Raw genomic sequence first — 13,533 nt, 5'->3', positions numbered from 1 at the left:
GTCGGCGGGTCCTGCGTGACTTGCCGGCGGCAGTCGAACTGACCCCGAAGAAGCATTCGCGCAATGGAAAATCTCGTAGAACTCTCCGGCATCCGGAAATCCTTCGGCGGCGTTCATGCGCTCCGCGGCGTGGATTTCACGCTTCGAGCAGGGGAGGTCCATGCGCTTCTCGGCGAGAACGGCGCCGGAAAATCGACGCTGATGCGCGTGCTGGGCGGCGAACATATTCCCAGCGCAGGCACCATCACGGTCGGAGGAGAAGAGCCGCACTTCCGCTCGCCGTCGGATGCAATCGCCAAGGGTATTGCGATCATCCATCAGGAAATGGCGCTTGCGACTGATCTGACCGTCGCAGAGAACATCTTCCTCTCCGAAATTCCTTCCATCATCTCGTGGCGCGACCTCAATCGCCGCGCGCGTCAGCTGATCGACAGTCTCGGCTTTTCCATTCATCCGGGCGCAACCGTGAGAGACCTTTCTGTCGCGCACCAGCAGGTGGTGGAGATCGCCAAGGCCTTGTCGCGCAATGCTCGTGTCATCGTCTTCGACGAGCCGACGGCCGTGCTCTCAGTCCAAGATGCCGAGCGGCTGCTCGGCATTATCCGGAAACTGCGCGAGCAGGGCGTGGGCATCGTCTATATTTCCCACCGGCTTGATGAGGTGTTCCGCATCGCAGACCGCATCACCGTGATGAAGGACGGCGCTTCGGTCGCGACCGTCAACCAGGCCGAAATCCAAATCGACGAGGTGATCCGGATGATGGTCGGCCGTTCGCTGAAGGCGCTTTTCGGCGAGGATGTCGCGCGCCAGCCGGGCGACGAGGTGCTGCGTGTCGAAAACCTCTCCGACGGTGGCCTCATCAAGGGCGTTTCGCTCAGCGTGCGGGCCGGCGAGATCGTCGGTCTGGGCGGCTTGGTCGGCGCCGGCCGAACGGAGTTTGTCCGCCTCGTCTTCGGCGCCGAGCGCGCGCATTCCGGCCGCATCTTCATCCACGGCAAGGAGAGGGCGATCCGCTCCCCCGGTGACGCGGTGAAGGCCGGCATCGGCCTCGTGCCGGAGGATCGCAAGGAGCAGGGGCTCATCCTTGATTTCCCCATCCGCGTGAACGCCACGTTGGCGAAACTCGGGCCGCTCGTCAACCGTTTTGGTTTCGTGCGCCGCTCCAGGGAGCGGGCGACGGTGGAGGAACTCTCCAGCCGTCTGCGTCTCAAGGCCGGCAGCCTCAACGATCCCGCGTCGAGCCTTTCAGGCGGCAATCAGCAGAAGGTGGTGCTCGCCAAATGGTTCCATGCCGACGGCGATATCCTGATCTTCGACGAGCCGACGCGCGGTGTCGATGTCGGCGCCAAGACGGAGATCTATTCGCTGATCAAATCGCTTGCCGCCGAGGGACGGGCTGTACTGGTCATCTCGTCGGAGCATCTCGAACTTTTCGGGCTGTGCGATCGCATCCTGGTGATGCGCGAGGGCGAGATCGCCGGCACGCTTCTCCCGGAAAACTATACGGAAGAAAATCTCCTCAAGCTCGCGATGGCGAGCGCCGCTACGCCCGAAATGATGGTTGTGAACTGATGAGTACCGCCATGACAGACGTTACCGAAACCGCCCGCCCGTCGCTGAACATCAGCCAGATCCTGCAGCGCTACGGCACGATCGCGATCCTTGTGGCGCTCGTCATCGTGGCGGCCAGCATGTCGGACGTGTTCCTGACGGAGCGCAACATTATCAACGTGCTGCGCCAGATCTCCGGCACCAGCCTCATGGCGATCGGCATGCTCTTCGTCATCCTGACGCGCGGTATCGACCTTTCGGTCGGCTCCGTCGCGGCGCTCGGCAGCGTGCTTTCGGCGATCCTCATCCAGCAATATGGGCCGGGTCTTTCCATCGCCGCGACCCTCCTTGCGGGTGCCGGCTGCGGCCTCGTGTCCGGCGTGCTCGTCGCATTTCTGAAATTGCCGCCCTTCGTCACCACCTTGGCCATGATGACCGTTGCGCGCGGTCTTTCGCTGATTATCTCCGCCGGCCAGCCGATCGTCATGGGCGACGGAGGCGCCGTGATCACCGCCTTCGGTTCGGGCGCCCTTGCGGGCATTCCATACCCCGTCATCCTGATGGCCGTTGTCTTCCTCGTTGCGGGAACAGTTTTGATGTTCACCCGCTATGGCCGCCTGGTGAAGGCGATCGGCTCGAATGTCGAGGCGGTGCGGCTCTCCGGCATCCCGGTCGCCTGGTACACGATGTCTGTCTATGTGATTTCCGGCGTTCTCGCCTCCGCCGCCGGCATCGTCTCGGCAAGCCGCACTGGCGTCGGCTCGGCGAATATCAGCGTGGGAGCGGAGCTCGACGCCATCGCCGCCGTCGTCATCGGCGGCGCAAGCCTGATGGGCGGACGCGGCGGCGCCTTCAATACCTTCATCGGCGTGATCGTGCTCGGTATCATCGCGAACATGATGAATCTTGCCCGCGTGCCCGGCTATCATCAGCAGGTCTTCATGGGTTGCATCATCATCGGCGCCATGCTCCTGCAATACGCGTCCAACTGGCTGCGTCGTTAAGAACCTGGCCATGCCGGCCTGTGATCAGGTCACGGAGGAGGCGGAGTAGGGAGATCCATGTCCGAAGAACTGTTTCTCACCATCGACGTCGGGACCGGCAGCGTGCGTGCCGCTCTCGTCAACCAGCGCGGCAAGGTTCTGGCGATCAGCGCGCGGGAGCACGAGCAGATTGTGCCGCAGTTCGGCTGGTCCGAGCAGCGGCCGGCGGACTGGTGGAACGGGGTCGTTGCCGCGATCCGCGACCTGCTTTCAAAGGAGCCGGATGCGCGGGGGCGCATTTCCGCCGTCGCGACCTGTGGCCAGATGCACGGCACGGTGCTCGTCGACGATCGCGGAAATCTTGCACGCGATACGGCGCCGCTCTGGAACGACAAGCGCACCGTCGCCCATGTGAAGGCGTTCGAAAAGGCGCATCGGCCGGAGACCTATCTTGCCGACAGCGCTAATCCGGCAGCCCCGGCCTGGCCGGGCTTCAAGCTGCAATGGCTGCGCGACATGGACCCGGAAGCCTGGCGCAGGACAGCGGCGGTGCTGATGCCCAAGGACTGGATCAATCTCAGGCTCACCGGCGAAATCACCATGGACCGCACCGAGGGCGGCGCGAGCTTCCTGATGGATCCGCGCACCGGCGAATGGTCCGACCGGATGATCGGCCTGCTTGGTCTCGATCGGGCGAAGCTCGCGCCATTGCGCAATCCTGTCGAGATTCTGGGGCATGTCACAGCGGAGGCGGCACGCCAGACGGGCGTGCGCGAAGGCACGCCGGTGCTTGTCGGCGGCGGAGATTATCCTGTGGCGCTGCTTGGCTCCGGCGTCTGCCGGCCAGGCATCGGCTCGGAGGTGATGGGCACCTCCGCCATCATCACGGCAATCGCCGAAAAGCCGCTGCTCAATGCTGTGGTTTCCAATGTCGGCACCGTCGAAGGCAATTGGGGTGCCTTCATGCTGCTTGAATCCGGTGGCGACGCCATGCGCTGGGCACGGCGCGCCTTTCATGAGAAGCAGGTGAGCTATGAGGATATCGTGGCCAAGGCGGCCGAGGCGCCGGCGGGCTGCGACCGTCTCTTCTTCATGCCCTATCTCGCCGGTGAGCGGCTTGGCGACCACCGCAATGCGCGCGCCCAGTTCTTCGGTATCGGTGCGGCGCACGGGCTCGCCCACATGCACCGGGCGGTGCTGGAAGGCGTGGCCTTCGCCGTGAAGCGCCATATCGACATCCTCGACGGTATTTCCGGGACACCGCTGCAGCGCGTGATCGCCTCGGGCGGCGGGGCAAGGACCAAGCTCTGGATGAAGATCAAGGCCAGTGTCTACGGCATTCCGATCCTCGTTCCCGCCGAAGCCGAATGCGGCATTGTCGGCTGCGCGGCAATGGCGGCAGCGGCGACTGGGCTTTATTCCACCGTCGAGGATGCGGCGGAAGCCTATGTAACCTATGCGGAGGAGGTCATGCCCGATCCGGCCTGGGCCGAGGTCTACCGGCCGATGCAGGCCTTCTTCGAAAAACTCTATTTCCATAGCCAATCGCTTTATGATGATCTGGACCGGCTGTCGTCATGAGCAACAAAGCCGTTCTCTTCGATATGGACGGAACGCTGATCGACAGCGAAGTCCTGCATTTCGAGACGCTGGCGGCCGCTGTCGAAAGCTTCGGCTACGCAGTGCCCGACGGCTATGCCGAACGCGTTACAGGCAGAACGATCGGCGACTGCCACGCCTTGCTGGCGGAGATGATCGGCTTCGCACCGCCGCTCGATGATTTTGTGGCGCGGAAATACGCCCTTTATATCGAAAGGGCGCGCGTGCTGCGGATGCGGGAGGGTGCGCAAGCGGTTCTGGGGCTCGTCCGGTCCTCCGGTGCCGCCATGGCCATCGTCTCGAATTCGGACCGGATACTCGCCGATGCCAATCTCACCGCCGTCGACCTGCAGACGCCGGGCCTCGTCAGCGTCACGCGCAATGACGTGCGTTCCGGCAAACCGCATCCGGAGCCCTATCTGCGCGCCGCCTGGCTGCTCGGTGTCGAGCCTGCCGCCTGCATTGTGGTGGAAGACAGCGCACCCGGCGCCAGCGCCGGTCTCGCGGCGGGTATGACCGTGATCGGCTGGCCGGAGCCGCATCGCCCCGACATCGTCTTTCCCGTCGGAACCATCAATGCCGATCCGCATGATCTCGTAGCGACGCTCCGGCCGCTTCTTTCCAGTTCGTTCGAAACCGTATCCGTCTCAAGGATCGCCTGACATGTATCTCGACAAGTTCAAGCTCACCGGCAGGATTGCCGTCATCACGGGTGCCGCGCGCGGCATCGGTCTTGCGACCGCGGAAGCGCTCGCCGAGGCCGGCGCGACCGTCGTGCTCACCGACATGAACCCGGATTTGCTCGCCGGCGCGACCGATGTGCTGAAAGGGAAGGGCTATCCGGTCGATGGCGAAGTGCTCGATGTGACGGATGTCAAGGCCGTCCAAGCGGTGCATGATGCCATTCTCGCCCGCCATGGCAGGATCGACGTGCTTGTCAACAATGCCGGCATCGCCATCTCCAATCATCCGGCCGAGACCATGGCCGACGAGGTCTGGAGTAAGGTGATCGATGTCAATCTCAACGGCGTTTTCTGGTGCTGCCGTGCCTTCGGCAACACGATGCTGAAGCAGGGCGTCGGCTCGATCGTCAATGTCGGGTCGATGTCGGGCTTCATTGTCAACCGGCCGCAGGAGCAGGCGAACTACAACGCCTCGAAGGCCGCGGTCCATCATCTGACGAAGTCGCTTGCCGCCGAATGGGGTGCACGCGGCGTGCGCGTCAATTCGGTCGCGCCGACCTATATCGACACCGAGATGAACAAATACGTTTATGAAGACGAGGAGATGTACCGCCACTGGGTCGGCGGCACGCCGATGAACCGGCTTGGCCGCACCGACGAGGTGGCCTCGGTCATCCTGTTTCTGGCGAGTGATGCGGCGAGCCTTCTGACCGGCTCAATCGTGCTGGCCGATGGAGGTTACGTATGCTGGTGAAGGCGGATCAGGCGGGTATGGTGCGCGGCGCGCGGTTTCCCGGCCGCTATATCCAGGGCCCCGGCGTTATCGCGCGGCTCGGCGCTGAGGCGAAGGCTTTCGGCGACAATGCGATCGTTCTGCTCGACAATGGCATTTTTGATCTGCTGAAGGCCGATATTGAAGCCGCCTTCGCAGAAGGACCGGCGGTCGAGATCGTCCGCCATGGCGGCGAGTGTTCGGAAATAGCGATCGTATCTCTCGCTGATGCCGCAAAGGCGGCGGGCGCCTCAGTCATTATCGGGGCAGGGGGCGGCAAGGCGCTCGATACCGCGAAAGCGGCCGCGCGCGATGTGGCGTTGCCCGTCATCGTCTTTCCCACCATTGCTGCTTCGGATGCGCCCTGCAGTGCACTTGCAGTGGTCTATAACGAGGATGGCACGGTCGCCTACGATACGTTCCTCCCGAGCAATCCCGATCTCGTCATGGTCGATACCGCCCTCATCGCCAGGGCGCCAGCTCGTTTCCTGGCCGCGGGCATTGGTGATGCTCTTGCCACCTGGTACGAGGCCGATTCCTGCCGCCGCAGCGGGGCTTTCAACTGCATGAAGATGCCGGGCGTGCCGCTCGCCTATGAAGTTGCGCGCTTCTGCCGCGATACGATCTTTGAATTCGGGCCGGCGGCTTTGCAGGAATGCGATACGAAGAATGCGGGGCCGGCGCTCGAACGCGTGGTCGAGGCGAACATCCTCTTATCGGGCATCGGCTTTGAATCCGGTGGCGTTGCGGCGGCTCATGCCATCCATCATGGGCTCTGCGAGCTCGACGACGTACACCATCACCTGCATGGCGAGAAAGTGGCGATCGGCGTGCTCGCCGGGCTGAAGCTGCATGATTTGGACGACGAATATGAGCGGGTGCGGCGGTTCTGTCTTTCCGTCCGCCTGCCGACGAAGCTTGCTGATATCGGCATTGTCGATGCGACGCCGGAAAAACTGTCCATCGTCGCCAGACGCGCTTGCCGGGCGGGCGAGATCATCCATAACGAGCCCATGCCGGTGACCCAAGAGATGGTCGTCAGAGTGCTTGAAGCACTGGTTTAAGAGTGGAGGATAGGATGAAGGAAGTAAAGGCTTTCAGGCCCGGACTGTTCTCCGGCAATACGGTGGTCGTCTCCGGCGGCACCAGTGGTATCGGCCTTTCGCTCGCCAAGGGTTTTGCCGAGGCCGGTGCGACGGTGATCGCCACGGGCAGTTCCGAAAGGCGGCTCGCCACCGCGAAGGCCGAGGAGCGGGGCGGCATCTCATTCCAGCGTCTGGATGTCCGCGACAAGCAGGCAGTCACCACTTTCTTCTCCGGCCTTAAGCGGCTGGATGTTCTGGTAAACTGCCAGGGCGTGGCACGGCCGGATGCCGAGTGGGAGGAGGAAACCTTCATGGATGTCATGGACATCAACCTCTCCAGCGCCATGCGGCTGTCGCGGGAATCCTTTCCGCTGTTGAAGGAAGCCAAAGGCAGCATCGTCAATGTCGCCTCGATGCTGAGCTATCTGGCGGACGAGACGGTGCCCGCCTATACCGCAAGCAAAACAGGCATTGTCGGTCTCACCCGGGCGCTTGCCCATAAATATGGGCGTGAGGGGGTTCGGGTGAATGCGATCGCGCCGGGTTATCACCGCACCGAAATGACGAAACCGCTCTGGTCGGTTCCTGACAGCGAAAAGAAAATCAGCGACCGTTCGGCCCTGAAACGGTGGGGGACGACGGAAGATCTCGTCGGCCCGGTGCTGTTCCTGGCGTCGCCGGCGGCCGCATTCGTGACCGGCGTAACGCTGCCGGTCGATGGCGGCTATCACGTTGGATAGAATATCGGCTCCTCAGAGGCTCCGGCCGTTGGAGACGAGGCGCATGGTCGCCTCTCCCCGGCTCGGCACCACGACGAGCTGCTTGACCTTGCCCTGCTTGAAGGCTTTCAGGAACCGGTCATAGTCCTTGAATGCGACGCATCCGTGGGACTGCGCCTCCCTGCCGCGCAGCAGATAGCTGTGGGTCAGGAAGCCGTCGCGGCCATATTTGTTCTTGCCGTCCACGGGCAGCATGCGGATGGCCTCCACGCCATGAAAGCGCTTTTCGCGCATCCTGAGATTATAGGTATGAGGCGGGGTAGGGCCGTTCATCTTGACGTGGACGTAACGCGGGTTATCGGCCATCTTGCCGATGCCGGAATGGGCCTCGAGCACGCTGCCGTCGGGCATATAGACCTTCGCGGCGCTGATATCATAGACCGCCACGCCGTTTCCCGGCTTGGGGCTGCCTCCGAACAGATCGCGCAGCGTTTTGCCGAAACCGCCGCCTTTCGCCCTCTCCGTAGGGTTGTCCGGACGTGCGTAAGCGAGCATCTGCGGCTTCGAGGTCTCGCGTTCGGGGGAGGCTTTCGGCCGCGGCGGCTCTTCGACCGGCTGGACGGCGGATTCCGCCATTTCTGCGGCGAGCCGGCGACCTTCCTCGCCACGCGGGCGAAGCTGCGGCAGAGGAATGTCGGAAGCATTGCCGTCGAAGCCGGGCAGGGCGGCCACGTCCTCGTCCGTGTCGGTATCTGCATCCTGCGATGCGGCGGACTTTTCCCGCAATGACGCCGCCAGCCAGGTAGACAGGGCGGCGCCAGCCGCGGCCCCCGGAACAGGAGCCGCATAGGCCAGCAAGTTCTGGGGTTGGCCGGTCGAGCCGGGTGCGCGCGGCCCAAACCGCTCCGCGGCGGGTTTGCCAACCTCTGCCATGAGGTTCTGCGGCTTGGCGGAATCGGGTCGACCAGGGTGGCGGGCGACTTTGCCGCCAGCAACGCTCACGGGCGCAACGGACGCCTCCAGAGCCGCGATGAACTTCAGCGCCTTGTCCTTCATGGCCTGCTCATCCGGCCGTTGCACCTTCATCTTCTCGAAGGAGTAGAGCTGCGGCTTGGGCAAAAACGAACCTGAACCGTAAGAAAGAGTGCTGGTCATCGCGACCATGCCGGCCACCGACCACATGGCTCCACCCGCTAAAGTGGCGCCGAGGATCGTTATCAGCAGCGGACGCAGGAAACTGCGCAAGGATTGTACACGAACAGTTTTACTCACAACGCTTACAAAGCCGAAATCCCGCAAAGATCTTCAGGCCGGCGAGCGACCGCTACTGCGTGATTTCCGGATTTCCCTCAGTTTGACCCGTATGATTGAGAAAAGATGGCCAAATATGGTTAAATTTTGCTTTTCAGCGCATAAAATATTTGAGCCTTGCCTTCTCGATGCTGGAGAAGGACTGTCGGAGCGCCGAATGTCTGGCTGTGAGAGGGTTCAAAACGGGTGCCTGCCGCGCCTTGTTGCGGCGCCGCCGGCGACGGATTGAACGGGTGGAATGTTCTCGCGGAAGATGATGTCCATCTTGACCGGCGGCAGCAGTGACGGGTTGGAAATACCGCCGCGCTGGAGGTCGCTGAAGAGCCGTAGCGTGGTCGCCAGCAGCACGTCTGGATCGGAATTGATCACCGCGTCCATGGTGCCGTCGATGAGGAGCCGCCTTGTATCCGCCGTCAGCCCGTGTCCAATGAAAACCATCTCTCCGGACAGGTTCTTTTCCCGCAATGCCCGGCCGATGCCGTCGGACGAGCCGCCGACATTGTAGATGCCGACGAGATCGCGGTTCTGCTCGAGAAGCGAAAGCGTGAGACGATAATTCTCGTCGCGGTCGTCATGCCCCTCGCGCATGCCGATGACTTTCAAGCCGGGATAGAGTTCCTCGATCAGGCCGAGAAAACCCATTTCCCGCTCGGCGTGGGCGCGGTAGTTGCGGCTCCCCGCCACCAGGGCGACGCTGCCCATGGGCCGGTGGCAGAACCGGCCGAGCAGATAGCCGGCGGTGCGCCCGGCAGCCTGGTTGTCGAGGCCGACATAGGCGTCGCGCAGCGAATGCTGCAGGTCGGAGACGATGGTGACGATGCGCTTGCCGGCGGCCGAGACCTCTTCGACCGCCTCGCGCACCAGCGGATGGTCGATCGCCATGAAGGCGATGCCGTCGGCCCAGCCGGCATGGTGGCGGATGGCTGAGGCAAGCGCGCCGGCATCGAAACTCTCGATGAAATAGCACCGCACCTGCGGTTCATCGCGCGATTTCGACTGGGCGATGGCGCGAACCTTGTCGCCGAACAGCCTCAAATAGGGGTTGCCGCCCATCGGCAGCAGGAAGACGACGTTCGGCGGGCGCGGATGAACGAGCCGCGCGTGATCCGCCTCGCTGACATAACCGAGATCGAAAGCGACCTGGAGCACGCGCTCGACGGTTCGCGCCTTCACGCCCTTGCGCCTGTTCAGCACCCGGTCGACCGTCGCCAGCGAAACCTGTGCCGCTTCGGCGATATCGGCCATGAGCGGTGCCGGCAAGTTGTTCCCCTGATCTGATGACACCTCAAAAAACCTCAAATTTTCTCATTTGACCAGAAGCATGCGAGTTCCTAGCCTTGTGTCAAGTAGGCAGCGACCCGGGGAGGAGACCGGATGGGCCGCCGCCTTAAAAACGTCAGAACATGTCATGGGAGGATTCGATGAACCGGAATTCAATACACCTTGGCGGACGCCCTGTCAGTCGCCGGACGGCGCTCGCGCTGGGCCTTGGCGCCAGCGCCGCCGCCATGCTTTCCGGCCCCTCGCTGGCGCAGTCGGTGACGCTGCGCTATGGCCACAACAACGAGCCGGCGAGCGTTGCCGGCGCGCAGGCCGACTGGTTCGCCGAAGCGGTCGCCAAATATTCCGGCGGCGATCTTGCCGTCGAGGTTTTCCCGTCCTCGCAGCTGGGCAAGCTGCAGGAACTGGCGGAAGCCGTTTCACTCGGCACGATCGCCTTCTCACATAACACGGCCGGTGGCATTGGCTCGCTCTATGAGCCCTTCGCCGCTCTCGACACGCCCTATCTCTATCGCGATGTCGACCATCTCATGAAGGTGGTGGACGTCAGTTCCCCGGTGATGCAGGAGTTGAACGAGGGGCTGATCAAGGCGGCCAATGTGCGCGTGATCTATGCGCATTATTTTGGCCGTCGCAATCTGACGGCCAATAAGGCGGTCTATTCGCCGGCCGATCTTGCCGGCGAGAAGATCCGCGCCGTTCCGTTCCCGATCTATACGACCGCCGTCGAGGGGCTTGGAGCTGCGGCCGTCCCGGTCGACTGGTCGGAAGTGCCGACCGCGCTTGCGACCGGTGTCGTCGCCGGCCAGGAAAACCCTGTGAATGTCATCCTCAACGTCAAGCTCTACGAGGTGCAGTCGCACCTCATGCTGACGGGACACATGTCCAATGCCGAGGTGGTCGTCATGAACGAGGACGCCTGGCAGGGGCTTTCCGATGAGCACAAGGAGGCCGTGACGAAAGCCGCGGTCGAAATCCGCGAACGCGCCACCAAGGCGATCCAGGAGAATGAGGAGAAGGATACCCGGGCACTGCGTGATCTCGGCATGACTGTGATCGGCCCCGAGGAAGGTCTCAAGATCGATGCCTTCCGCGCGTCCGTCGACAAGCTCGTACAGGAGCGCTTCGGCGAGAAATACGGCGCGCTCTATGAGAAAATCAGGGCGATCAGCTAAGTGAGCGTTGATCGAAGAGCAATATGATGCGTATCGGTTCCGTTGTCAGGACGGCTGGCGGAGGCTTGAAAGCGGTCTCGCTTGCCTGCCGCACCATGGCGATTTTTCTGCTCGCCCTGATGGCTTTGCTCATCGTCACTCAGGTCGTCGGCCGCAACATCTTCAATCTCGGCATGCCATGGGCGGATGAACTTGCGCGCTTCAGCGGCATTGCGCTCGTTTTCCTCTCCGTCCCGCTCCTCGCCCTGCGCGGGCAGCACGTGGCGGTCGATCTCGTGCCGATGATGCTGCCGCAGCACCTTCGGCGCTATGTGCTCGCCTTCATCGAGATCGCGATATCGGCCTTTTGCCTGCTGACCCTCTATGGCTTCCAGTCTTTCCTGTCGCGTGCCGGAAAGTTCGCAACACCTGCCATCGGCATATCCAACTGGCTGTTCTACGCGCCAGCGCTCTTGGGTTTCATATTGCTTCTCATGATTTCGCTCCTCCGCCTTGCCGGGCTTTTCACCCAGAGCGCTGACATGCCGGAGGACAGTGCAGCATCATGAGTCTCGTCCTTCTTCTCGTCTTCGCCGTCACGCTCGTGGCCGGCGCGCCGGTCGCCGTCTCGCTCGGGCTTTCCTCAGCGGTGGTGATCGCCGTCTATGGATTGCCTATCAATGTGCTGGCCCAGCGCACGGTCAATGCGCTCGATTCCACACCGCTGCTCGCCGTTCCCTTGTTCATCCTCGCTGCAAGCCTTTTGAACGCGATGGGGGTGACGACCCACATCTTTGATCTCGTGCGCCTCCTCGTCGGTCGCATCCGTGGCGCGGTAGCCCAGGTCTCCATCCTCGTCAGCCTCATCTTCTCGGGCGTCTCGGGCGCTGCCCTTGCCGATATCGGGGCGCTGGGCAAGATCCAGATCGACCAGATGACCGGCCAGGGCTACAAGAAGAACTTCGCCGCCGGCATCACCATCGCCGCCGCCACCATCGGGCCGATCTTCCCGCCCTCCATCCCCATCATCATCTATGCGAGCGTGGCCAATGTTTCCGCCGTGCAGCTTCTGATCGCCGGCATCGTTCCGGCGCTTCTGATCACGCTCTTCCTGATGGTCCAGGTCGCAATCATCGCGCGTCTCTACGATTTGCCGCGCGATGTGGTCAGCCCGTCCCTGCGTGCAGTGGCGAGGAAAGCGTTCGTCTCCTTCCCGGCGCTGCTTACGCCCGTGCTCCTCATCGGTGGCCTTCTGAGCGGTTGGTTCGGTCCTACCGAAGTGGCGGGCATCACCGTTGCCTATGCCCTCCTGATCGGCTTTGCCGTCTACCGCACGCTGACGCCGCAAAAGGTCTGGGAAAGCCTGCGCGAGACGGTGGAGGCGACCGCCAGCATCCTTTTCATCGTCGCGGCGGCGGCCGTCTTCGCCTGGGTGCTCACCCTCGACCGCGTACCAGCCAAGGCAGGCGCATTCCTGCTCGGCCTCTCCGACGATCCTTTCATTCTGCTGCTTCTGGTCAACATATTGCTGCTTGTCGTCGGCATGGTGCTGGAATCGATCGCCGCCATCCTGATCATCGCGCCGATCGTCGCTCCCGCGCTCCACGCGGCGGGTGTCGATCCCCTGCAGCTCGGCATCGTCTTCGTGCTCAACCTGATGATCGGCCTGCTCACCCCGCCGATCGGCATGAGCCTCTACATGGTGTCGATCGTCGCCAAGATGCCGGTGCATGCGGTGATCCGTGGCGTGCTGCCCTTCCTGATACCGCTTCTTCTTTCGCTGCTGGTCGTCTCCGCAGTTCCCGCGATTTCGACCTGGCTCCCAAGACTCATGATGCAATAGGAATTCGAATATGAGCAGATTTCTGGGCGCGATCCGCCAGCTCGGCTATGTGGTGGACGATATCGAGGCTGCGATGGCCCATTGGCACTCGGTCATGGGCGTCGGCCCCTGGTTCTATAATCCCCGGGTGCCGATCGAGGATTACCGCTACGACGGTAAGTCTTATGAGGTCCACAATTCCGTCGCGCTCGCCAACAGCGGTCCCCTGCAGGTGGAGCTGATCCAGACACGCAACGACGCGCCCTCGATGTATCGCGATTTCCTGCGCGCCGGCCGCAGGGGGCTGCAGCACGTCGCCTACTGGACGACGGATTACGATGCCGATCTCACCCGTATGGAAGCCGAGGGTTTCGGCCAGAAGATGAGCGGCAAGGTGGGTGCCAATGGCCGTTTCGTCTATTTCGACCGGGAAGCGCATCCCGGCACGGTGATCGAGCTATCGGAGGTGATGGGGCCGAAAGGCCGGCTGTTCGACCTGATCCGCCAGTCATCCGAGGGTTGGGACGGCGCGGATCCGGTGCGCCCGTTCCCCGATCTTTCCACCCTGTGAGG

At 62.7% G+C, this 13,533-nt stretch carries 13 protein-coding genes; 11 read left to right on the top strand and 2 right to left on the bottom strand.

The genetic code is table 11. The annotated features are described in order from the left end of the window. Positions 1 to 63 precede the first annotated feature (63 nt). From ATN84_RS23420 to ATN84_RS23390, 7 genes are read left to right on the top strand one after another with little or no spacing between them, the layout of a single operon-like run. On the top strand, positions 64 to 1,572 hold the full coding sequence (locus ATN84_RS23420; protein WP_068884918.1) for a sugar ABC transporter ATP-binding protein: 1,509 nt from the start codon (positions 64 to 66) through the stop codon (positions 1,570 to 1,572). An 11-nt stretch (positions 1,573 to 1,583) separates the two neighbouring features. Continuing rightward, positions 1,584 to 2,555, top strand: coding sequence for an ABC transporter permease (locus tag ATN84_RS23415; RefSeq protein ID WP_068884917.1), 972 nt, complete (start codon positions 1,584 to 1,586; stop codon positions 2,553 to 2,555). Positions 2,556 to 2,612: 57 nt separating this feature from the next. Next, entirely contained in the window at positions 2,613 to 4,115 is a 1,503-nt protein-coding gene (locus tag ATN84_RS23410) for a xylulokinase (RefSeq protein ID WP_068884916.1), read from the top strand. Beyond that, a complete protein-coding gene (locus tag ATN84_RS23405; protein WP_068884915.1) occupies positions 4,112 to 4,795 on the top strand; it encodes an HAD family hydrolase in 684 nt (227 codons plus the stop codon). Before ATN84_RS23410 ends, ATN84_RS23405 begins: the two co-directional genes overlap by 4 nt. Before the next feature lies 1 nt (position 4,796). Continuing rightward, complete coding sequence (locus tag ATN84_RS23400) at positions 4,797 to 5,570, top strand: SDR family NAD(P)-dependent oxidoreductase (protein WP_068884914.1); 774 nt, start codon at positions 4,797 to 4,799, stop codon at positions 5,568 to 5,570. Further along, positions 5,561 to 6,652 carry a glycerol dehydrogenase gene (locus ATN84_RS23395; protein WP_082766455.1) on the top strand — a complete coding sequence of 364 codons (1,092 nt, stop codon included), beginning with the start codon at positions 5,561 to 5,563 and terminating at the stop codon, positions 6,650 to 6,652. The genes ATN84_RS23400 and ATN84_RS23395 overlap by 10 nt, the downstream gene beginning before the upstream one ends. A gap of 14 nt (positions 6,653 to 6,666) precedes the next feature. Next, positions 6,667 to 7,413, top strand: coding sequence for an SDR family NAD(P)-dependent oxidoreductase (locus ATN84_RS23390; RefSeq protein WP_068884913.1), 747 nt, complete (start codon positions 6,667 to 6,669; stop codon positions 7,411 to 7,413). A 12-nt stretch (positions 7,414 to 7,425) separates the two neighbouring features. Here the strand turns inward: ATN84_RS23390 and ATN84_RS23385 are convergent, their stop codons facing one another. Further along, complete coding sequence (locus ATN84_RS23385; protein ID WP_082766454.1) at positions 7,426 to 8,574, bottom strand: DUF2778 domain-containing protein; 1,149 nt, start codon at positions 8,572 to 8,574, stop codon at positions 7,426 to 7,428. 306 nt (positions 8,575 to 8,880) lie between these two features. Beyond that, positions 8,881 to 9,963, bottom strand: a complete 1,083-nt coding sequence (locus tag ATN84_RS23380) for a LacI family DNA-binding transcriptional regulator (RefSeq protein ID WP_244491186.1) — start codon at positions 9,961 to 9,963, stop codon at positions 8,881 to 8,883. A gap of 161 nt (positions 9,964 to 10,124) precedes the next feature. Here ATN84_RS23380 and ATN84_RS23375 point away from each other — a divergent pair, with 161 nt between their 5' ends. The 4 genes from ATN84_RS23375 to ATN84_RS23360 are packed head-to-tail and all read left to right on the top strand — an operon-like array spanning position 10,125 to position 13,531. Next, on the top strand, positions 10,125 to 11,159 hold the full coding sequence (locus ATN84_RS23375) for a TRAP transporter substrate-binding protein (RefSeq protein WP_068884911.1): 1,035 nt from the start codon (positions 10,125 to 10,127) through the stop codon (positions 11,157 to 11,159). Between the two features lie 23 nt (positions 11,160 to 11,182). Next, positions 11,183 to 11,707: a TRAP transporter small permease gene (locus tag ATN84_RS23370; RefSeq protein WP_244491185.1), complete on the top strand. Its 525-nt coding sequence runs from the start codon at positions 11,183 to 11,185 to the stop codon at positions 11,705 to 11,707. Next, positions 11,704 to 12,981 (top strand): TRAP transporter large permease, encoded by a 1,278-nt coding sequence (locus ATN84_RS23365; protein WP_068884910.1) that lies wholly within the window; start codon positions 11,704 to 11,706, stop codon positions 12,979 to 12,981. Before ATN84_RS23370 ends, ATN84_RS23365 begins: the two co-directional genes overlap by 4 nt. A gap of 10 nt (positions 12,982 to 12,991) precedes the next feature. Continuing rightward, entirely contained in the window at positions 12,992 to 13,531 is a 540-nt protein-coding gene (locus tag ATN84_RS23360; protein ID WP_068884909.1) for a VOC family protein, read from the top strand. Positions 13,532 to 13,533 lie beyond the last annotated feature (2 nt).

It is taken from the genome of Paramesorhizobium deserti (assembly GCF_001558695.1).
GTDB classification, from domain to species: domain Bacteria; phylum Pseudomonadota; class Alphaproteobacteria; order Rhizobiales; family Rhizobiaceae; genus Paramesorhizobium; species Paramesorhizobium deserti.
This window is presented reverse-complemented; position numbering and strand designations above follow the sequence as displayed.